General features: G+C 70.7%; 16 protein-coding genes and 1 pseudogene. 5 read left to right on the top strand and 12 right to left on the bottom strand.

Features of this window, described 5'->3' with window-relative positions; all coding sequences use genetic code 11:
* Positions 1–41: 41 nt before the first annotated feature.
* A complete protein-coding gene (gene yczR, locus ABD793_RS13750; protein ID WP_344859572.1) occupies positions 42–1,433 on the top strand; it encodes a MocR-like transcription factor YczR in 1,392 nt (463 codons plus the stop codon).
* A gap of 3 nt (positions 1,434–1,436) precedes the next feature.
* On the opposite strand, the gene ABD793_RS13755 is transcribed toward yczR, so the two are convergent.
* Positions 1,437–1,982 (bottom strand): TetR/AcrR family transcriptional regulator, encoded by a 546-nt coding sequence (locus tag ABD793_RS13755; protein WP_344859574.1) that lies wholly within the window; start codon positions 1,980–1,982, stop codon positions 1,437–1,439.
* A 104-nt stretch (positions 1,983–2,086) separates the two neighbouring features.
* Here ABD793_RS13755 and ABD793_RS13760 point away from each other — a divergent pair, with 104 nt between their 5' ends.
* A complete protein-coding gene (locus tag ABD793_RS13760; protein WP_344859576.1) occupies positions 2,087–2,992 on the top strand; it encodes an NmrA family NAD(P)-binding protein in 906 nt (301 codons plus the stop codon).
* Between the two features lie 24 nt (positions 2,993–3,016).
* Here ABD793_RS13760 and ABD793_RS13765 read toward each other — a convergent pair.
* The 6 genes and pseudogenes from ABD793_RS13765 to ABD793_RS13790 all read right to left on the bottom strand — a co-directional run.
* Positions 3,017–3,151: pseudogene (locus ABD793_RS13765) on the bottom strand (IS5/IS1182 family transposase); the annotation flags it as partial.
* A gap of 69 nt (positions 3,152–3,220) precedes the next feature.
* Positions 3,221–3,763: a TetR/AcrR family transcriptional regulator gene (locus tag ABD793_RS13770; protein ID WP_344859578.1), complete on the bottom strand. Its 543-nt coding sequence runs from the start codon at positions 3,761–3,763 to the stop codon at positions 3,221–3,223.
* On the bottom strand, positions 3,763–5,304 hold the full coding sequence (locus ABD793_RS13775) for a long-chain-fatty-acid--CoA ligase (protein WP_344859580.1): 1,542 nt from the start codon (positions 5,302–5,304) through the stop codon (positions 3,763–3,765). Before ABD793_RS13775 ends, ABD793_RS13770 begins: the two co-directional genes overlap by 1 nt.
* 67 nt (positions 5,305–5,371) lie before the next feature.
* Positions 5,372–6,574: a P-loop NTPase family protein gene (locus ABD793_RS13780; RefSeq protein ID WP_344859582.1), complete on the bottom strand. Its 1,203-nt coding sequence runs from the start codon at positions 6,572–6,574 to the stop codon at positions 5,372–5,374.
* The gene (locus tag ABD793_RS13785) at positions 6,571–8,343 is read right to left on the bottom strand and encodes a P-loop NTPase family protein (protein WP_344859584.1); all 1,773 of its coding nucleotides are present in this window, start codon (positions 8,341–8,343) and stop codon (positions 6,571–6,573) included. The genes ABD793_RS13780 and ABD793_RS13785 overlap by 4 nt, the downstream gene beginning before the upstream one ends.
* A gap of 97 nt (positions 8,344–8,440) precedes the next feature.
* Positions 8,441–9,580 (bottom strand): IniB N-terminal domain-containing protein, encoded by a 1,140-nt coding sequence (locus ABD793_RS13790; protein WP_344859586.1) that lies wholly within the window; start codon positions 9,578–9,580, stop codon positions 8,441–8,443.
* A gap of 301 nt (positions 9,581–9,881) precedes the next feature.
* Between ABD793_RS13790 and ABD793_RS13795 the strand changes: the two genes are divergently transcribed.
* Positions 9,882–11,039 (top strand): molecular chaperone DnaK, encoded by a 1,158-nt coding sequence (locus tag ABD793_RS13795; RefSeq protein WP_344859587.1) that lies wholly within the window; start codon positions 9,882–9,884, stop codon positions 11,037–11,039.
* Positions 11,036–13,690 (top strand): helix-turn-helix transcriptional regulator, encoded by a 2,655-nt coding sequence (locus tag ABD793_RS13800; protein WP_344859589.1) that lies wholly within the window; start codon positions 11,036–11,038, stop codon positions 13,688–13,690. Before ABD793_RS13795 ends, ABD793_RS13800 begins: the two co-directional genes overlap by 4 nt.
* A gap of 14 nt (positions 13,691–13,704) precedes the next feature.
* Here the strand turns inward: ABD793_RS13800 and ABD793_RS13805 are convergent, their stop codons facing one another.
* Genes ABD793_RS13805 through ABD793_RS13815 form a run of 3 tightly spaced genes read right to left on the bottom strand, consistent with a single transcriptional unit; the run spans position 13,705 to position 15,676 of the window.
* Positions 13,705–14,448, bottom strand: a complete 744-nt coding sequence (locus ABD793_RS13805; protein WP_344859591.1) for a ferredoxin reductase — start codon at positions 14,446–14,448, stop codon at positions 13,705–13,707.
* Positions 14,418–15,014 carry a molybdopterin-dependent oxidoreductase gene (locus ABD793_RS13810; RefSeq protein WP_344859593.1) on the bottom strand — a complete coding sequence of 199 codons (597 nt, stop codon included), beginning with the start codon at positions 15,012–15,014 and terminating at the stop codon, positions 14,418–14,420. Before ABD793_RS13810 ends, ABD793_RS13805 begins: the two co-directional genes overlap by 31 nt.
* A 38-nt stretch (positions 15,015–15,052) precedes the next feature.
* On the bottom strand, positions 15,053–15,676 hold the full coding sequence (locus ABD793_RS13815; RefSeq protein WP_344859595.1) for a pentapeptide repeat-containing protein: 624 nt from the start codon (positions 15,674–15,676) through the stop codon (positions 15,053–15,055).
* 224 nt (positions 15,677–15,900) lie between these two features.
* Between ABD793_RS13815 and ABD793_RS13820 the strand changes: the two genes are divergently transcribed.
* Complete coding sequence (locus ABD793_RS13820; RefSeq protein WP_344859597.1) at positions 15,901–16,740, top strand: hypothetical protein; 840 nt, start codon at positions 15,901–15,903, stop codon at positions 16,738–16,740.
* A 287-nt stretch (positions 16,741–17,027) separates the two neighbouring features.
* Here ABD793_RS13820 and ABD793_RS13825 read toward each other — a convergent pair whose 3' ends face one another.
* Positions 17,028–18,449: an ATP-binding protein gene (locus ABD793_RS13825; RefSeq protein ID WP_344859599.1), complete on the bottom strand. Its 1,422-nt coding sequence runs from the start codon at positions 18,447–18,449 to the stop codon at positions 17,028–17,030.
* Positions 18,446–20,098 carry an NAD(P)/FAD-dependent oxidoreductase gene (locus ABD793_RS13830; protein WP_344859601.1) on the bottom strand — a complete coding sequence of 551 codons (1,653 nt, stop codon included), beginning with the start codon at positions 20,096–20,098 and terminating at the stop codon, positions 18,446–18,448. Before ABD793_RS13830 ends, ABD793_RS13825 begins: the two co-directional genes overlap by 4 nt.
* Between the last annotated feature and the right edge of the window lie 81 nt (positions 20,099–20,179).

A 20,179-nucleotide genomic window follows, 5' to 3' on the forward strand; every position in this document is an offset into this window, starting at 1 on the left:
CTGGCCACTTATTCCATAGCCAGATCCGCGATACTGGCGCTATGCGAATCAGTGCACACGCCGTCGTCCGGATGCTCGGTACCTGGCGGAACGGACCGGGACCAGCACACCGAGCGCTGTCCGACCGGCTGCGGTTGCTGGTCCTGGACGGCCGGCTGGCGCTCGGCACCGCGCTGCCCGGCGAACGCGACCTGGCCACCGCGCTCGGCGCGAGCCGCACCACCGTGAGCACCGCCTACCGCGCCCTGGTCGACCACGGGTACCTCGCCACCAGCCCACGGTCCCGGGCAACCGTCCGGCTTCCCGGAGGGCAGGCGCCTCACCTGCCCTCCGCTTCGCCGGGCGAGACGATCGATTTGTCGGTCGCCGCCCCGCCCGCCCCCGTCGAGGTCCTGCACTCCGCGTACACGGCCGCGCTCCAACAGCTGCCCCGGCACTTCGACCGGCACGGCTACGACCGGCACGGGATCACGGTGCTGCGGGAAGCGGTCGCCCGCCGGTACGAACGCCGTGGCCTGCCCACCTCACCCGACCATGTGCTGATCACCAACGGCGCCCAGCACGCACTGGCCCTGCTGACCAGGACCCTCGTCTCGCCACGCGACCGGATCGTGCTCGACCACCCGACGTATCCGCACGCGATCCGGACATTCACCGACGCACGCGCCCGGCTGCTCCCGGTCGCGCTCACCCCGGAAGGCTGGGACGCCGGACAGCTCCGCGCGGTGAGCCGGGACGCGGACCTGGCCTACCTCATCCCGGATTTCCACAATCCGACCGGCCGGTGCATGCCTTCGGCAGTACGGGAACGGCTTTCCCCCGGCTGTCCGGTACTGGTCGACGAGACGATGGCCGAGCTGGCACTGGACCAGCCCGTTCCGGAGGCATTCGCGCGGTACCACCCGTCCGCGATCAGCATCGGCTCTGCCGCCAAGAGCATCTGGGGCGGACTGCGGATCGGCTGGATCCGGGCGCGTCCCGCCCTGCTCGATCGCGTCGCCCAGCTCCGGTCCGGCCTCGACCTCGGCACCCCGGTGCTCGAACAGCTCGCCACCGCGGTGCTGCTGGACGGGCCGGACACCTACCAGAGCGCGCGGCTGGAGAAAGTGCGCGCACAGCGGGAAACCCTGCGCGCGGCGCTTGCCGGACAGCTACCGCAGCTTGCCGTCCCGCAGCCGCCGGGCGGGCTGGCGCTGTGGACGACGTTCCCGAAACCGATCAGCTCGCGGCTCGCGGCCATCGCGCCCGAGTACGGGGTCACGATCGCCGCCGGGCCGAGGTTCGGCGTCGGCGGCGCGTTCGAACGCAACGTCCGGCTCCCCTACACACTCCCGGACGACCAGCTCACCGAGGCGGTCCGCCGCCTCGCCCGCGCCCACCACGCGGTGACCAGGGGAGAGACCGGGCACCACGAACCGGCGTCCGTCGCGTAGCGCTCACCGTGGCGGGCTGATCCCCGCCACGACCAGCGCGAGCAGCCGTCGTGCCGCGGGAGGATCGTGTTCGGTGGCGAGCGCGAGACCGGCGATCACCGTCAGCAGGTCCTCGGCGGTCACTTCGGGCGCCACGACGCCGTCCCGCACCGCGCGGGAAAGCAGGGGTGCGCTCGCCTCGGCCACCGTCGCCGCACAGCCCTCGTTCGATGCGCTGTCGTGGTCCGCGAGCAGGGCGTTCGCCAACCCCCGCGCGTCGATCGCGTAGTCGGTGAGCAGTTCCAGCCACTCCAGCAACGCGGCGCGCGCGTCCGCCGTCTCGGCCAGCTCACCGGCGCGAGCGCACAAACTCTCGACCCGATCGCGGAAAACCGCCTCCAGCAGCGCCCGCCGCCCGGGGAAGTGCCGCCGTACAGTTCCCGAGCCGACCCCGGCGACGCGCGCGATGTGCTCCAGCGAGGCGTCCGCCCCGTGCGCCGCGACCTCCTGCTCGGCCACCGCGAGGATCCGCGCGTAGTTGCGCCGGGCATCCGCACGCCGGACGGTCATCCGGTTCACCTCCGAACAGCAAGCGGCGGGGCCCGCCAGTTAGGTGTACGGTAGCAGGCATAAGTGGCGGGCCCCGCCGGTTAAGCCTCGGAAAGGAATCCCCGATGTCTGCTCCCGCGCCCGTACTGGTCACCGGCGCCACCGGAAAGCAGGGCGGCGCCACGACTGCCGCCCTGCGCAAGGCGGACGTCCCGGTCCGGGCGCTGGTCCGCAATCCGGCAAGTGACCGGGCCCGTGCCGTCGCGGCACTCGGCGCCGAACTGGTCACCGGCGATCTGCTCGACTTCGATTCGGTCCGCCGCGCGGTCGAGGGTGTCCGCGGGGTCTTCTCCGTGCAGATGCCTGACCTGGAAGACCTGCAAGGCGATGCCGAGTGGGTGCAGGGCCGCAATCTGGTCGACGCGGCACAGGCCGCCGGCGTGCCGCAATTCGTGCACACGTCGGTGGCCGGCGCCGGTGAGCACCGCGAAGCACCCGGCTGGCAAGAGGGCCGCTGGGCGGCGATGGAGCACTACTACGAGACGAAGACCGCACTACAGGACCGGGTCCGCGAAGCAGGCTTCCCGTCCTGGACGTTGCTCAAGCCCGCCTTCTTCATGGAAAACTTCCTGCCGCCGTTGTTCCTGCTCCCGAACGGCCCGGAAGGCGGACTCGTGACGGTCATCAAACCGCACGTCGAGGTCCCCCTGGTCGCGGTTGCCGACATCGGCACCGCGGCGGCCGCCGCCTTCGCCGCCCCGGAACGGTTCCACCGGGTCGAACTGGACCTGGCAGGCGATCGGCTCACGATGACCGAAATCGCCGACGTGCTCTCCCGCACCCTCGGCACCCCGCTGACCGCGCCGGACCTGACCCCGGACGAGGCGCTGGCCGCCGGGATGCCGGAATTCGGGCTCGGCCACGTATGGCTCAACGAGGTCGGCCAGCCCGGCAGCCCCGCCGAAGCCCGCGCGCTCGACCTGCCGCTCACGACCTTCGCCACGTGGGCAGCGGAGGCAAAACTGCGCTAAGCGAGTGGTTTTCTTGCAGCTGCGGAGGGTGAGAAATGCGCAGAAGCGGTTGGTGTAGCGGTCGTATCGGGTGGCGAGTCGGTGGTGGCCGAAGAGCCCGGCGACGGATCGTTCGATGACCCAGCAGTGTTTGCCGAGTTTCCTGCTCGAATCGGCACCCTGCCGGCGAACCCCATGCACCGGAATCAGCGGCCCCACCAACACCCACAACTCATCCGGAGACACGCGCTAAGGCACCCTCGAGTGCACCAGGCGGGTGTATTCGGCCAGCAGTGCGGCCAGGTCGGTGTGCGCGCCTTCGGCGAGCAACTGCTGGTGTCCCACGAGCATCGCCAGGCCCAGTGAGGTGAGGGTGCCGGCCAGCGCCGCGTCGCCGACCAGTCCCTGCACCGCGCGGCCGACCGTGCCTACCCTGGCCTCGTCCACACGTTTCTGGACTGCTCGCACGGTCTCGTCGTTCATCGACCACGCCCGGATCGCCGCCTCGGCCTGGTGCGGCAGGCCGAGCGTGAGGTCCATCAGCGCGGCGAAGTCGGCTTCCGGACCTTCGGTGCCGAAGTGCCCCTCGGCGAGGATCCGGACCTGGCGTTGCTCCCAGAATTCCAGCAGGCTCCCGACGAACCCGGGCCAGCCACCGAAATGGTGGTAGAACGAACCGCTCGTGACTCCCAGTTCGCCGCACAGCCTGCCGACGTTGAGCCCGGCGAACCCGTTCGCGGCGAGCAAGGCCAGCGCCGCGTCGAAGTACTGCTGCCTGGTGACGGCAGGCATCAGACGCGCCGACTGCGGTCCTGCCAGTACGGTTCCCGCAGCGTCCGCTTGAGGATCTTGCCGGTTGCGTTGCGCGGCAACGCTTCCAGTACGTCCACCGTCCGCGGGCACTTGTAGTGCGCCAGCCGTTCCCGGCAGTACTCGATCAGCTTGCCGCCGTCGACGGATTCCCCCGGCAGCGGTGCGACGACGGCCTTGACCTGCTCGCCCCAGCGGTCGTCGGGCACCCCGATCACGGCCACCTCCGCCACCCCGGGGAACTCCGCCAGCACCCGTTCCACCTCCGGTGAGTAGACGTTTTCGCCACCGGTGATGATCATGTCCTTGACCCGGTCCTCGAGGAACAGGAACCCGCCGTCGTCGAGCCGACCGACGTCGCCGGTACGCACCCAGCCGTCCACAATGGTCTCCGCGGTCGCCTCCGGTTTACCGAGGTATCCCGACATCCGCTGGCCGGTGCGGACCCACACTTCGCCACTGGTACCGGAACCCTCGATGCGCACCTCGACCCCCGGCAACGGGGTACCCGCCGACTCCAGCCGCTGCGGGTGCGCCGGATCGCGGTGCGCGGGCGGGTCCAATGTGGTCACCGCACCGGACAGTTCGGTCATGCCGTAGACCTGGACGAAGTTCGTCGCTGGCCAGGCCGCCAAAGCCTTGCGCAGCAAGGGCAACGGCATCGGCGACGCCCCGTAGCCCAGGTACTTGAGCCGGGAGAACGCGGCAATCGCCTGCTCCCCCGCCTGCACCACGGCAGCAACCACGGCGGGCACCAGGAACGCGTGCGTGGCACCGGCCGCGAGTGCCGCGAACAACGACGCGGCATCCGGTTCGCGGGTCATGATGGTCGGCTCGCCGGAGAGGAAACCGACGATGGCGTAACAACTTCCGCCCACGTGGAACAGTGGCATCGCGACCAGGTTGAGGTCACCGGACCCCAGCGGGAAGGCAGTGCCGGTCGCTGCCCCGTGCGCGAGCACGCTGCGATGCGTGAGCACTGCCCCCTTCGGAAAACCCGTGGTACCACTCGTGTACATGACCAGCACGCCGTCGTCCGGAGTCGCTTCGGGCGCTTCGGTACGCGGTTGTGCACTGGCCACGAAGGCCTCGAACTCGTCGTCCGCTCCGCCGACCACGACCAGTTCGCGCACCGCCGGAAGCCGGTCGCGAATACCCGCCACCACCGGCATCAGCTCCGCCCCGACGAACACGATCTGCGCACCCGAATCGTTCAGCACGTAGACCAGTTCCTCCGCGGACAGCCGCCAGTTGACGATCGCCGTTGCCGCGCCGAGGCCGGCTGCCGCGAAGGTGACCTCGACGCAGGCCGGGTGGTTCTTGTCCACGAACGCGACCCGGTCACCCCTGCCGATGGCCGCGCCGGCGAGCGCCGCAGACAGCCGCCGCACGCGTTCGTCGAACTCGGCCCAGGTGTGCGTGCGTTCGCCGAAGGTCAGCGCCGGACGGTCACCGCGCTGCTCGGCCCAGTGCGAGAGAACTTCGCCCAGTATGCGGAATCGGGGGCGGACGTCTGCGGGCATGCGGCAATCCCTTCGGCCGGCACTGGCACCATAGAGAGCTCTATGGTGCGCGCCCGCCCCGCCGGCGTCAACCGGTGAACTGCGCCAGCACACCTTCCACACTGCGCACCACCACGTGCGCGGCGGCCCGCTCGGCCGGGGGCCGGTCCGGCCGTTCTGCCTCGTGCCGCCAGCGGAGAACGGCATCGAGCCCGGCGTCGTAGACCGCACCGGGATCACTGCCGATTTCCAGACCGAGCCGTTCCTCCGGCGCGGTGCCCTGCGCGCCCATCAGCTTTGCCGCTTCGTCGGCCGGATCGCCGGACAGCGCGGTCCGGCCGCCCCGGATGTCGGCGATCAAACGCAGTTCGCGGAAATCGTGCGCGGTCGCGGAGAAGCGCTCGACGCGCGCAGCAAGGCGGTCGCTGTGCGGGCGTGGTTCAGCCTGCAGCACTGTCTCCAGGCTGATCACCGCGGTGCGCGCGCGGAGCACTTCGGCGCGCGCGGCGAAGCAGCCCGCGACGGTGTCCTGCAGTTCGCCGAGGCCACTGCGCCGGACGAGTTCGTTGGACAGCTTCAGCCGGTTGTCACAACCCGTGCGAATCAACGTGAGCGCGAGCTTCAAGCCGAAGAGCCCGAACCTCGTCACGAGCGAACGTCGCGTCTCAGCCGATACCGGGCCCGGGAAAGCCGGATCAGTGAACGCGTCGACGGAGATCAGGTACCGCTCCAGCTCCTCGCGTGGCACTGCCGCGAAGGCGGCCAGCAGCTCGAACTCGTCTTCCGTGAACGCGCGAGCGCCGTACGCGAGTTGCCCGGCCACTGCGATCACGCCTTGAAAGCCACTGCACAACGGATCTTCACGCCAGGCGCGCCGTGCGAGCTGCTTCGCGGACAGCAGCGCGTCGATCCGCCCTGCGCCCGTTTCGTCAGCGCGCGCAAGGACCAGCACCGTGTCGACTGCAGTCTGCCGCGCAAACGTAGACGTCGTTGTCGGGCGAAGCCCAGCCAGTTCGTCGGGTTCGAGGTGGCGAAGCAGCCGTATGGAGGCGTCGGTGCGCGTCGCCGGCGAAGGGTCGTCAACGAGCTCCAGGTCACGAAGCGGGCGAGACGGCCAATCACCGAGTGCTGAGGTGAGTGTGGACTTCCCAGTCCCCGCAGCGCCGGTGACGCCGACCCGTAGCGGCTCGTCGAGATGGTCGAGCGCTTCGCGCAACAACGTGGACGCGCGTGGACTGCCCCGATAGAAGGCGCACGCGTCGGCCAGAAGCGCGCGGACGTCTTCAGTCACGCGGAAAGCTCCTTCGGCGCTCGTCCGGCGCGCAGGCCGAGTTCGCCGGCACGCTGGTGCAATCCGGCCAGCCGGTCGATTTCCCGGCGCAGCTGGGCAGTGCGCCGTTCCCGCTCGGCCGAACCGGCGATGATCGTCTCGCGTTCCCGGGTCAGCTCGTCGGCGAGGTCCTCGGCGAGCGCGGTGAAGTGGTCCCGCAGCTTCCGCTGCACATGCCGGATCGCGTCCCGGCACTCCTTGCTGAACTGCAGGAACACGTCATCGACATGGCGCTGCGCGGTCATTTTCGCCACTGCCTGCCGACGCTGCCGGCGCATCCCGCCCTCGTCGCTGATCGTCTTCGCGGCGAACGCGACACCTGCGCCGAGCGAGATCGGGTTGAGCAGCGGCAATCCGGCCAGCCCGGTCACCAGCCCGAACATCAGCACACCGCCGTAGGAACCCCGCAGTCCGGTGAACGCCTTCTGGCCGATCTTGAACCGCTCGATCCGCGGCTGCCGGACCTGGGCGATCCGATCCGCGCCGGAGTCGGGGGAGGTCACCTCCTCCAGGTCGTACTGCACCCCGAAGCTCACCGCGACCGCCTGTGCAATCCATTCCGCGCGCTCCGCGGTGAAGGTGTAGGTGGTCTCGACGGCTTCGGCCAGCGTGCGATCGAGCCACGGACCGAACTCGTCCCACACCTTCACCGGATCGCCACGGTCGAAGGTCTCGTCGATCGTCTCCACGATGCGCCGCGTGCGCTCCCGCAGATCGTATTCGGCATCCGACTGCAGGTCCGCGATCTCGTCGGAAAGCAGGTTCTGCCAACGGCTGTTGCGCCTGCGCAGGTCGTCGGCCCGGCGCTGGGCGCGGTGCAGCAACGTCGTCTGGTCGACCCCGGCCTCCTGTCCGGCCGCCTCCGCCCGCACCCGCAACGTCTCCACCAGCTCGGCAGCCGCCGCCCGTACGCTCACCGCGGCGAGCAGCGCGGCCTGGCTCTCCGGTGTTCGCGACACCTGGCCGGCGATCCAGCCGAGCAGCTCCGGGAATCCGGACCGCGCGTTGAGCTCCTGGTCCCCCGCCGTCGCCGCGGCGAACCGCACGGTCGAGGACATCGGCAGCACGGCCGCGTCGATCCCGGCCTCGGACAGCGCCGTGCGATTCCGTTCGGCGACCGCACGCCAGCTCGGACAGACGTCGATCTTGGTGAGCGCCAGCACGACGTGCGGGCACCAGGTGCGGATGTGATGGGCCAGTGCGAGTTCGGCCGGGCTGAGGGCGGTCGTGGCGTCGGAGACGAGGACCACGGCGTCGGCGTCGGCCAGCACGTCGAGTGCAGCGGCCGTGCGCGGCGAACGCGGATCCCCGACCGCGGGCGTGTCCACGAGGACGAGGCCACTGGACAGCAGATCCCGCGGAACCCCGACCTCGACCCGGCGCAGGGAACCGGCAGGCCGGGCGCCGACCTCCCCGGTCAACCGTTCGACCGGCACCGGGATGCGCTCGTCGGCACGTCCGACGAGGGTCGCACCGGGTTCGGCGGCGTAGCCGATTTCGACCGGCACCGCGGGGGTGGATGCGTCGCCGACCGCGCAGACCGGGGCGTTGAGCACCGCGTTCACCAGGTAACCCTTGCCCTGTTTCGCGAAGCCGAGCACCGCGATCCGGGTGCCGCCGGGCGGCCGGTCCCGGCGCCGCAGCAACCGCTGCGCCAGGTCCGCACGGCCGTGCGTCCGGCAGGCATCCAAGGTCTCGTCGAGCACGTCGAGCCAAGCAGGAGCCGTCACGACGATGCAGTGTCCCCCAGGTACGGGGAGTATCGAAAGCGGGTGGTGGCTCCGCGGGCGCACCCAGCCCGCGAAGCCACCACCGGAACGCCTCTGCTCAGAGGGAAAGGTGCAGCTCGCCGCCACCGTGCGGGGTCTCGGCGCCTGCGTGCAGGTCAATGCCGAGGCCCTGGTGGGCAGCGTCGGACACCGACGAAACGGTGTCGTGGACCGCACCGAGGCCCGCGTCGGTACCGCTGTGCACCGCGCCGGCGCCCGCATCGGTACCGCTGTGCACCGCGGTGTCGGCGCCGGCACGCTCCGTACCGAGGTCCGGCGCGCCGTTCGTGAGCGACTGCACCTCGTGGGTGGCAGTGCCCGCGACGTGGTTCAGGCTCTGCGCGCTGAGCGCACCGCTGAGGCTGCCCACGTGCTCGGTGGCCGTGCCGACGAGGTCGCTGACGTGGCCGGCCACGCCGCCACCGGCCTCGGCAAGGTGACCGGCAGTCTCGCTCGCCGGCTGGGCGGCAGCCGCCACGTCGCCGGCCGACACCGGGGCCGCGGCCGAGGCGCCGCCTGCCACGTCCTGAACCTGGTCGACCGCACCGCCGACCACGTCCTGGACCTGCTCGACCGCACCGCCCGCCGCCTGCGCGACCGGGGCCGCGTCCAGACCGTGGGCCAGGTCCTGGCCGAGGGCGAGCGCACTGGTCGGGTCCTGCGCGAGCGCGGTCACCGACGCGGCGGTGTTCTGCACCTCGCCGACGCCCGGCAGATCGACCGCGGGCACACCCGGCACCGCGGGCACACCCGGCGCACCGGAACCGGCCGGAACACCCGGGATCGCCGGGATACCCGGCAAGCCGGGGAGCGCGGGCACGCCGGGGATCGAGGACGGCTCGCCGATGGCAGACAGGCCCGGCAGCTCACCGGCCGAGGGCAGGCCGGCCGGAGCGTCGACCGCAGGGAGGCCGAGCGACGCGGTGAGGGCCTGCAGCTGGTCGATGGCACCCTGCGGGCCGTCGGAGACGGCGCCGGTCAGGTCGCCGGCCTGCGGCAGCTGGCCGAGCCCGGCAAGGCTGTCGACCGGGACGTAGTCGAGCACCAGCGGGAGGACGTCGTGCACGTCGGCGGCGCTGACGTCGCCGAGTCCGGCGGCGCCGAGCGCCGCCTGCGGGTCCTGGCCGAACGCGGCCAGCGCGGCCGGATCACTGAGCAGGTTGAGCGTGAAGTCGTGCAGAGTCTGCACCGGGTCCATGGGGGGATCTCCACTTGTCGTTCTTACGGGGAAAGCCCGGACCTCCCCGTCCGGGCTGGCGATCAAGGTAGGGAGGGGGCACCCCCGCTCACATCGGGGTTTACACCCAGTCGCGCCTCGATCAGCCGTTAGGGGGTCGATATGAGATCGTTAGGGAGTTAGGGGCTCGGACACGCGGAACCCGGTTGGGTTAAATCCCACCCCACTCTTGCCCGACTCCCTCAACCGGGTGAGGATGCGTACGCGTTCCGTGATTGCGCCCCTCGGCCCAGCCGTGATGCGACGAAGGGAGGAAGCGGCGGTGCCCTACGTGCTCGGCATCGATGTCGGCCCGGCCCGGACCCACGCCGCAACCCGCCGCAGGCAGGGTGATCCATGGGCCGATCCGGAGCCGCTGTGGCTGGGCGAATCCGGTCCGGCCGCGGCGACCGCGCTCTTCCTCGACGACGAGGGCTACCTGCTCACCGGCGACGCGGCCGCGCAGGCCGGGGCCACCGTGCCGGCCAGGCTGCTCACCGGTTTCCACCGGCGGATCGGCGACGACGTGCCGGTGTTCGTCGGCGGCGAGCCGTTCACCCCGGAATCGCTGAGCACGGTCGTCGTGGACGGTGTGGCCGAACTCGCGGGCAGGGATCTCGGCGGAACACCCCGGCATCTCGTCGTCACCCACCCCGGTGACTGGGGTGGTTACCGGCGCGAACTCCTGCGTCACGCGCTGGCCGATGGCGGCTTCGCGGCGGTGACGCTCGTACCCAGTGCGCTCGCCGCGCTGTACGCCCACCTCCCGGAACCCGAGCCGGGCGACCGGGCGGCGGCGGTGTGCGAGTTCGGGCCGGACGGCGTCACCGTCACGCTGGCGACCGCTTCCGGCGCGAGTGGCTGGATATCCCGCAGCAGCACCGAAGGTGTGGCCCCCACGGCCGCGGTGAGCAGCGCTTTCGGTCTCGCACACGCCGCGAACGTCAGCCCGGAAACGTTGGCAGGCATCGTGTTCTGCGGAGAGCCGGGACCCGGTGTGCTGCCGGGTCGCCTGCCGTGCCCGGTGTTCGCCGGCCCCCGGCCCGCCTTGACCGCGGCGATCGGCGCGAGTGTCCTCGCCTCCCAGCGGACCGGCGCCGTCGCAGCACGGACGAGCGCGCTGACCCGGCTCGAGCCCGCCGCCGAAACCACGCTGCTGCCCCGGCTCGACGAATCCCCCGAACTTCCCGAACGGCCCGAACGGCCGCCGGTGGAGATCACCCCGTTCACGCTGCCCGAACCCGAAGGCGCCGCGAAGCTGCTCCGCCGCTGGCGTCCGCTGGCGGCCACCGCCGCCGTGCTCGCCATCGCCTCGACCATCCTGATCGCCACCCTGACGTCGCACGAAGCGACCGCGGACCGAGAATCCACTCCTCCTCCCCCTCCCCCGAGCTCGTGCACCCACCCGGCCACGGCTCCCTCCGGTGAAGGTCACTGTTGAACGCACTGCTGGCGAAAACCGACACTGTGCACCCTGCCGCCCGCCGGCTCCTCGCGGAGCACGACGCGGCCGCGACCCCGGTCCGGCTGGTCGTCATAGCCCCCGGCGGCTACGGCAAAACCGCCCTGCTCGGCGCGCTGGACCGCGGGTACCGCGCGGCCGGCGTCGACGCCACCGTCATCGACGACGCCGACCAGCTCGACGACGAGGACCTGGCCAGACTCACCGCACTGGCCGCCGCCGCCGAAGGCCCGCTGGTGCTGGCACACCGCCCGAGCCCGCGTGCGGACGCGCTGCGCAGCCTCGGCGAGACCTTCCGGCTGCCGCCACTGGACGTCGACGAAGTCGCCAAGCTCGCCCGGCACCGCACCGGCCACCCGCTGGACGCCGCCGCGGCCGCCGCACTGCACGCCCGCACCGGCGGCGTCCCCAGGCTGGTGGAACGCGTCGTGACCGATCGGCTGGACGCCTTCCGCGCCGAACTGGCCGACCTCGACGACGACGTCCTCCGCTACCTGATCGCCGCCGAAGCCGGCGCCGGGCGCAATCTGGACCTGTTGGGCACGCTGCTGGACCGCTCCCCCGACGCGCTGGCGGAGGTGGTGGACGGCGCCCGCGCAACCGGCCTGCTGGACACCGAGGACGCGCTGCTGCCGGTTGCCGCCGAAGCCGTCCGCGCCTACGCCCCACCCGCGCGACGCCTGGCGGCCGTCCAGCAGCTGGTGGAAACCCAGCTGCTCCGGGGACTGCCCATCCTCGACCTCGCCCGGTCGTTACTGGATGCGGGCAGCTCCGGTGCCTCCGCGGCAACCGCTTTCGCCACCGCGGCCCATGAAGCGCTGTCGAGCGACACGAAACTGGCTGCCCGTCTCTTCGAAGCCGCCGCCGACGCGGGTGCGCGCGAGGCGGCGACCACCACCGGCTGGGCCCGAGCCGCAGCCCTGTCCGGAGACTTGGACACCGCCCTGCGCCTCGGCGACGGCATGCTGTCCGACGAAGACCCCGAATGCCGCGCCGCAGGAGCGGAGATCGCGGCCACTGTCCTGGCCCACCGAGGCGAACTGGCCCGGAGCGCAGAGCTGTACCGGTGGGCAGCCGCGACCGACAGCACCCAACACCCCACCCCGACACCGGCCGACGCCACGCCCCGAACCGCCGTCACGCCACCAAGCCACTCTCAGCCGGCCGAAAACACCCACGGCGACCCGGTGGCGGACTCCGTACCAAGCCACGAACCGTCGTCCGCCGTACATTCCGGCCGGCCCGAACGCACCGTGCCTGGACAGTTTTCCGGTGCGGACTCCGGTTTCCGCCACCCGCAAGAGCTCACCGGCAGCCGAGCCCCCAGCGAGGGCTACCGATGGGCCGGGCCGGGTGCGGTCGACGCGTTCGCCGCGATCGCGCTCGTCGGGACCGGCCAGGCCGACGGCGGGCGGGCGCTCGCTGCCTCGCCCGCACGCGGGGCTGCTCCGACGTTGTTCACCGGAGCCGCCGCCCGTACCGCGAACGGCATCGTGGAATCGGTGACCGGGTACGGAACCGAGGCGTTGCCGGAGCTGGTCGGTGCCGCCGCAATGCTCGAACCCGCCATGGGCGGGGCACCGCTGCCGGACAGCCCGGCCGCCCTTGCCGGGCTCGCCGGACTGCATTCCGGGGAACTGGCACTCGCCGAGTCGGTGCTGCAGCGTGCGTTGACGAACGGTGTCGGCGGCGACCTGCTCACCACCCGGCACCGGCTGCTGCTCGGCTGGGTCGCCATGACCAGCGGGAACCTCGCCACCGCGGCCGAACACCGGGCCGCCGTGGCAGGCACGAAACTGGAGGCCCGCGACGAGCTGTTCTTCACCGCCCTCGAACTGGGGCTGGCCAGGAGGGCGAGCGATCTCGTCGGCCTGCAGCGTTCGTGGGATCGCGCCTACCAGGCATCGATGCGCCAGCAGGTGGACCTGTTCACCCTGCTTCCCTTGGGAGAACTGGCCATCGCCGCTGCACGGACCGGCGCGCAGGCCAAGCTCGCCCACCGCCTCGAACGTGCGCACACGATGCTCGACCAGCTCGGCAATCCTCCGTTGTGGACAGTCTCGCTGTACTGGCACGAACTACACGCCGCGATCACATCGGAAGATCGGGCGGCGGCCGAACGGCAGTTGTGGGCGCTGACCCAGTTCGCGGACTGCGGCCGCTACCCGGCCGCGCTCGCGCGCGCCGCCACCTGCTGGCTGTCGGTGGTCGGCGGCACGTTCGATCCCGACGAGATCTCCGGGGCCGCCGCGGAACTGCACGAGCTGGACCTCTGCTGGGACGCCGCCCGGCTGGCGGGCCAGGCCGCGATCCGCACGTCGGACCGCAAGGCGATGGTGCAGCTGCTGGAAGCGGCCCGTCAGTTCCAGGGCACCACGGGACGCCCCGACTCCCCTGCCCCGGCGACCGGCAGCGCCCCCGGGCCAAGCGCTCTGAGCGAACGGGAACTGGAGGTCGCCCGCCTGGTGGTCGACGGCCTGACCTACAAACAGGCAGGCAGCAAACTGTTCATCTCGGGCAAGACCGTGGAACACCACATGGCCCGCATCCGGGGCAAACTCGGCGCCTCGGACCGCAGGGAGCTGCTGGCCACCTTGCGTGAGCTGCTCGCCAAACCCGCCCGGCCCTGACCCCGGCGCGCGGCTCAGTCCCGGCTCGGGCCGAACCGTTCGGTCCGGATCGACTGCGCTGCATGCCCCAGCGAGAGCAGGAGGTCGGCCACGGTTTCGACGAATCCGGTGGGTCCGCAAAGGTAGGTGGTAGCCCCGAACTCCGGCGGCCACGCCACCGCGTTGAGCGTGGCCGCGTCGATCCGCCGCGGGATGCCGGCACGGCCCTCCGGCAACTCACGCGTGTAGACGTAAGTGATGTCCAGACCCGCGTACGGCGTGCGAAGTTCCTCGGCGTAGTACCGCTCGGCCGGAGTCCGCACCGAGTACAGCAGCCGGAACAACGCCCGGCTCCCGGCCGCACGCCGGGCGCGGATCATCGCCATCAACGGTACGATGCCCGACCCGCCCGCGACGAGCAGCACCGGCTCCGGTTCGACGGGCTGCCATATGAACCAGCCACCGATCGGCCCGCGGATCTCCACCGGATCGCCGATCGCGTACGGCCCGGTGAGGTGTTCGGAAACCTCGCCGTCGGGAACCCGTTGCACGGTGAGCTCGACGCGATCGCGATCCGGCGGCGCGGCAAGCGAATAGCTGCGCTGCGCGGTGTACCCGTCGGCCGCGGTGAGCCGAACGTCGACGTGCTGGCCGGCGAGGTGTCCCGGCCAGCCGGCCACGTGGAACACCAGCGTGCGCGCCGTCGCCGTCTCCTGCCGGATCTCCGCGAGCCGGGCCACCCGCCACGCTAATCGCCCTGATACCGCTGTTCCCGCCATGGATCTCCGTAGTCGTGGTAACCGGCCGTTTCCCAGAACCCCGGGGCGTCCTTGGTGCCGAGCCGCAGTTCGCGGATCCATTTCGCGGACTTCCAGAAGTACAGCTGCGGCACGACCAGCCGAGCAGGCCCGCCGTGCTCGGGCACGAGCGGCTGTCCGGCGTACTCGTAGGCGATCCAGGCCGGTCCGAGCAGATCGGCAAGCGGGATGTTCGTGGTGTAGCCGCCGTAGGACCGCGCCAGCACGTAGTCGGCAGCGGTGTCCAGATCACCGAGCAGCGTGTCCACCCGCACACCGCGCCAGCGAGTGTCGAGTTTGGACCATTGCGTGACGCAGTGAATGTCCACAGTGAACTGTTCACTCGGCAGCGCGAGCAGCTCCCGCCACGTCCACGAGCGGCGGGCACCGCGCTCGGTCACCACGGCGAACTCCCACCGGTCCCGGTTCACCCGCGGCGTCGGACCGACGGACAGCACCGGGAAGTCCTCGGTGAGGTGCTGCCCCGGCGGCAACCGGGGGTTGTTCCCCCGCGCGCGCCCGGTGAACCCCGGCGTGACGACTCGCATCGCGCTCCTCCCGGCCCGGCGAACTGCTCGCCCCGAGCCTACCCGCGGACGTGCAGGCCAAGCGACGTGACGAGCACCGTGGCCTGTTCCGGGGAAACGATCGCCTCGGCCAGCCGCGCACGCACCGGATCGAGCGCCGAGAGGTCGCTGCCCCGCAGCTCGGCACGGGTCAGATCGACGTTCTCCAGTTCGGCCCCGGACAGGTCGGCGTCGGAGAACTCCGCACCCACGCAGTTCGCCGCGGTGAGATTCGCCTCGCGCAACCGCACGCGCTGGAACGCGACCCCACGCAGATCCGCGCGGTGCAGGTCCACGAACGACCAGTCGCCGCCGGTCACCCGCATCGGCCGCAGTTCGCACTCCTCGAACCGGCTGCCCACGAACTTGCACCCGGTGAACTCGGTGTCGAACAGGTTGCACCGGGTGAACACGCATCCGGTGAACGCCGAATCCGTGTGCCGTGAAGCGTTGAACCGCACATTCCCGAACCTGCAGTCGGTGAACGTGACCCCCCGCGTTTCCGACTCGGTGAAGTCGATCTCGCGGAACTCGCACCGCACGAACCGGCGCGCGGTCAGCTGCTCCGCATACCAGTCTTCCCGGCGGTAGACGCGTTCCTCCACCGTCTCGACACCGGACAGTTCCGGCTCCCGTGCAGGCACCTGGCAAGGGTAGCCCGTCGCACCACCGGGATTCCCGTCCCGGGCGGTTCGCAGTCACCCGGACGCAGGATTTTCCGGCGGTACCCCGGTCATCGCGATCCGGCTCCTGACCCCGGCAGCCACCTCCGGTTCTTCTTCCCTGCGTAACCGGCTCACCGCGCTGGGCGACGCGGCGAACACCACAGCCGGGAGCGACCGTCCGGCGACCGACCTACGATGAGCCGATGAGCGAAAACCGGTGGTTCGACGCCTGGGTGCCCTGGCCCGAACTCTCGGGCCTCGCCGCCGCAGGGCGGGCTTTGCTGCCGCCGGTGCCCGCGACGCCGGCCACGCTCGTCCGGATGGTCACCGAACAGCTCGTCGGCCGCCGTCTCACCACCACGGTGGAGGGCCACGAGGCCGGCCTGACCCTGACCGAACTCGACTACCCGGCCGATTCGCTCCGGCTGGCGACCGGCCGCGTCGGCGACGTCCGCATCGTCGCAGAGGACGTCGACTGGCCGGAGCGGCCATCCGGCACCGACCCGGCCGAACATCCCCCGGTAAGCCGGATTCCGCTGCGCCGCGTGACCGTGCTGGCACGGGATGTGCGAGTACGCGGACTGCCGTCACCCACCTTCGTACCGACCGCCGTGGAACTGCACATCGCGGTGAGCGGTGACGTCGTAGGGCAGCGAGTGGCCCGGACACGGCCTGCGCTGCTCGCAACCCCGCATCCGGACGGTTTCCGGGTGCGCTGGCGGAAACGGCCGCACTGGGGACACCTGGCTTTCGTCGCCGGTGTCGAGGACTGCGGAGTGGTCCTGACCCCCACTACCGTCCACATCGGACGCTGGAAGACACGGCTCCCGCACCGGATCCGGCCGATCGTGCTGCCCCTGCCGGATCTGCCGAAGGGCCTGCGGCTGACCGGGGTGCAACCAGGCGAGGACGAGCTGGTACTGACCACCGCCGCCGACGAATGGCCCGGCCACCTGGCGCGCATCCCGCTGCCCGACATCCTGACCTGGCTCACGACGGCCGCGATGACCCTGACCCTGCCCGGAATACGTCCGCGCTCCTGACACCGGCGCACTGCCTGGGTGACCGCGGCGGTCGATGCGGGGTGCCGAGAGGGACCATGACTCCGCCGCCATAATCACCTGATCAGGGCATTTTGTTCCGTGAAAACCGTTGGGGCACAAGGAAAGTTCGAATAGTCGCGATATTCCGGCCGGAACGCAGGGCTACTCTCGGGATCGAGCACCACACCGTTTCGAGGGGGGTACCACCGATGCCAGTCTCCACCGAACGATCCCGAAGACCCCGGGCGAAGTCCGCACCGGCCGCCGGCCTGTGTCCGCGTACCGGTTCAGAGCGAGGCCTGTTCCTCCACCGGCAGGCAGATCTCGAATCGCGTGTCGCCCGGCGCCGAGGTCACCTTGATGTCGCCCGAATGCCGGTCCACGATGATCCGCCACGAGATGTCCAGTCCCAGCCCGGTTCCCTCGCCCACGCCCTTCGTGGTGAAGAACGGCTCGAAGATGCGCAGCCGCACCTCCTCCGGGATTCCCGGGCCGGTGTCACCGATTTCCACCCGGATCTGCTTGCCGACCTGCCAGGTGCGCAAGGTCAACGTGCCTTCGCCGCCCATCGCGCACACTGCGTTGTCGACGATGTTGGTCCACACCTGGTTCAGCTCCGCCGCATAGGCAGGGACGCGGGCGATCGAGCGGTCGTATTCCTTGACCACGCGGATGCCGTCGCCGAGCTTGCCGGACATCATCACCAGCGTGGAGTCGAGTCCTTCGTGGACATCGATGAACTGGTGCGGCGCGCGGTCCATCTGCGAATACTGCTTCGCCGCACCGACGAGCGTGGAGACCCTGGCGGTGGAATCCTCGATCTCGCCCATCAGCATCTCGGTTTCGAGGGCGTAGGCGAGCCAGCGGATAGCGCCGTCGAGCAGACCTTCGCCGACCGATTCCAGCACGTGGTCCAGGCTTTCCGAGGTGAGCCCCGCGGCGACGAAGATGCTGGCAAGGTCCCAGCCCTGGTCGATCCCGCGCTCGTCGAACCAGTCGCCGATCTCGTCCTCGCGATCGGCCTGCTGCATCGCGCTCAGCTTGGGCGCGTCGCCGACCTGCTTCACGAGCCGTTCCTGCACATCGAGCAGGAGCTGGAGCAGATCGGGGTCGATGTCCTTCTTCGCGAGGACGGCGAGCTTGTGCCGCATCCCGGCGACCCGCTCGCGCAGCGCGGAGGTGGCCCGCACGGCAGCGGCGGCCGGATTGTTCAGCTCGTGCATGAGCCCTGCCGACAGTTCGCCGAGTGCGACCAGCCGACGGCGCGAGGAGACCAGGGCGTCGTTGTTGCGCCAGCCGAGGTACATGCCCTCCAGCAGATGCGCGGCCATCGGGAACCAGCGGCGGAACTCCACCGCGAACTCGGCCGCGGGCAGCGTGAGGAAGGTCAGGTCGCTCACCGCGTAGATCGTGGTGCTGTAGGTCGATTCGCTGTCCTGATACGCCAGGAACTGCGTGGCGCCACAGTAGGAACCACGCTGGTCCGATCGCTTGGTCTCGACCTCGGCGCCGGCCACCTGGCGCGTCATCCGCAGCGCGCCGCCGAGCAGCACGTAGAAGCAGGTTGCCGGGTCGCCCTCGCGGATCACCACGGAATCGGCCTTGAACTCCTCCACCGCAGCGTGCTCTTCGATCCAGTCGAGCTGCTCGGCGGTGAAGTGCTCGAACAGGAACAGACTGCGCAGTTCCTCACGCGACAATGCGGTCACTGTTCCTCCAGGTAACGGTGGACCAGGGTCACGGCCATCGCGCCTTCCCCAACGGCGGAGGCCACTCTTTTCACCGACTGCGAGCGGACGTCACCCGCCACGAACACTCCGGCGACGGACGCTTCCAGATAATGCGGATCCCGGTCGAGGTGCCACCCCGCCGGGCGGCGGCCGTCCTCGATCAGGTCCGGGCCGGTCCGGACGAAACCGTGTCCGTCCCGCAGGATCGCGTCCCCCAGCCACCCCGTACGCGGGGCGGCCCCGATGAAGATGAAGAGGTGCCCGGTGTCGAGATCCTCGGTCGCACCGTTCTCGCAGACCGTGATGGATTCGAGGTGGTCGTCGCCATGAGCCTTGACCACAGTGGTGTGCGTGCGCACGTGGACGTTGTCGATCGCGGCGAGCTGCTCGATGAGGTAGTGCGACATCGATGCCTCGAGCGAGGGGCCGCGCACGAGCAGTGTCACGTCTGCGGCGTGCCGGGAGAAGAACACTGCGGCCTGCCCTGCGGAGTTCGCGCCACCGACGATGTACACGTGCTCGTCGTGACACTCGGGCGCCTCGGTCGCCGCGGAGCCGTAGTAGACGCCACGGCCGGTCAGATGCTCGATGCCGTCCGCTTCGAGTGCCCGGTAGGTGACCCCGCTGGCGAGGATCACGGAGTGCGCGGCGAGTTCGGAACCGTCGCCGAAGGTGACCACGCGACTCGAACCGCGTGCCTCCAGGCCCACGACGTCTCGCGCGGTGAGCACCTCGGCACCGAACTTCTGCGCCTGGCGCCGGGCCCGATCGGTGAGCTGGGCACCGGACACACCGTCCGGGAATCCGAGGTAGTTCTCGATCCGGGAGCTGGTGCCCGCCTGGCCGCCGGTGGCCTTCCGCTCGACCAGCACCGTGCGAAGGCCCTCGGACGCGCCGTACACGGCCGCGCCGAGCCCGGCCGGACCGCCGCCGATCACCACGAGGTCGTAGAAGTCCTGTGCCGGCCGTGTGGACAGGCCGACCGCGTCGGCGATCTCGCTGCCGGAAGGCTGCTTCAGCACCGTGCCGCCGGGCGTGACCACCACCGGGATGTCGGTGTCGCATGCGCCGGCCGCCTCCAGGATGCGACCGCCCTCTTCGTCGTCGACGGAGTACCAGCGGTAGGGCACCGCATTGCGGGCGAGGAAGTCGCGCATCCGGAACGACGGCGCGGAGTACCGGTGGCCGATCAGCTTCGTCTCCTCCACCGGCCGGTCACCGACCGCCAGCCATGCCTCCACCAGGGAGTCGATGACCGGGTACAGCTTCTCCTCCGGCGGGTCCCAGGGTTTGAGCAGGTAGTGGTCCACATCGACCACGTTGATGGCCTGGATCGCCGCGTCGGTGTCCGCGTAGGCGGTCAGCAGCGCACGGCGGGCGTTGGGGAACAGGTCCATCGCCTTCTCCAGGAAGACGATGCCGTCCATGTGCGGCATGCGGTAGTCGGCGAGAATGGCCGCGACGGCATCGCCACGCAGCTTGATCTCGCGGAGCGCGTCGAGCGCGTCCGCGCCCGAATCGGCACGGATCACGCGGTAGTCCCTGCCGTAGCGGCGACGCAGGTCCCGCGCGACCGACCGCGACACAGCGGGATCGTCGTCCACGGTCATCAGGATCGGCTGGCTCACAGTCGACAGCCTACGACCTGTGCGCGTACCCGGACCGCGACCTCGGGGACCGGTGCACACCGCGGCCGCCACCACGGCGTG

Source organism: Amycolatopsis ultiminotia, from assembly GCF_039536925.1.
GTDB lineage: Bacteria > Actinomycetota > Actinomycetes > Mycobacteriales > Pseudonocardiaceae > Amycolatopsis > Amycolatopsis ultiminotia.

What these genes read in the sequence shown, in the direction of transcription:
- yczR (WP_344859572.1), top strand. Translation starts at nt 42, where the DNA reads ATGCGAATCAGTGCACACGCCGTCGTCCGGATGCTCGGTACCTGGCGG.
- ABD793_RS13755 (WP_344859574.1), bottom strand. Translation starts at nt 1,982, where the DNA reads ATGACCGTCCGGCGTGCGGATGCCCGGCGCAACTACGCGCGGATCCTC.
- ABD793_RS13760 (WP_344859576.1), top strand. Translation starts at nt 2,087, where the DNA reads ATGTCTGCTCCCGCGCCCGTACTGGTCACCGGCGCCACCGGAAAGCAG.
- ABD793_RS13770 (WP_344859578.1), bottom strand. Translation starts at nt 3,763, where the DNA reads ATGCCTGCCGTCACCAGGCAGCAGTACTTCGACGCGGCGCTGGCCTTG.
- ABD793_RS13775 (WP_344859580.1), bottom strand. Translation starts at nt 5,304, where the DNA reads ATGCCCGCAGACGTCCGCCCCCGATTCCGCATACTGGGCGAAGTTCTC.
- ABD793_RS13790 (WP_344859586.1), bottom strand. Translation starts at nt 9,580, where the DNA reads ATGGACCCGGTGCAGACTCTGCACGACTTCACGCTCAACCTGCTCAGT.
- ABD793_RS13805 (WP_344859591.1), bottom strand. Translation starts at nt 14,448, where the DNA reads ATGGCGGGAACAGCGGTATCAGGGCGATTAGCGTGGCGGGTGGCCCGG.
- ABD793_RS13810 (WP_344859593.1), bottom strand. Translation starts at nt 15,014, where the DNA reads ATGCGAGTCGTCACGCCGGGGTTCACCGGGCGCGCGCGGGGGAACAAC.
- ABD793_RS13820 (WP_344859597.1), top strand. Translation starts at nt 15,901, where the DNA reads ATGAGCGAAAACCGGTGGTTCGACGCCTGGGTGCCCTGGCCCGAACTC.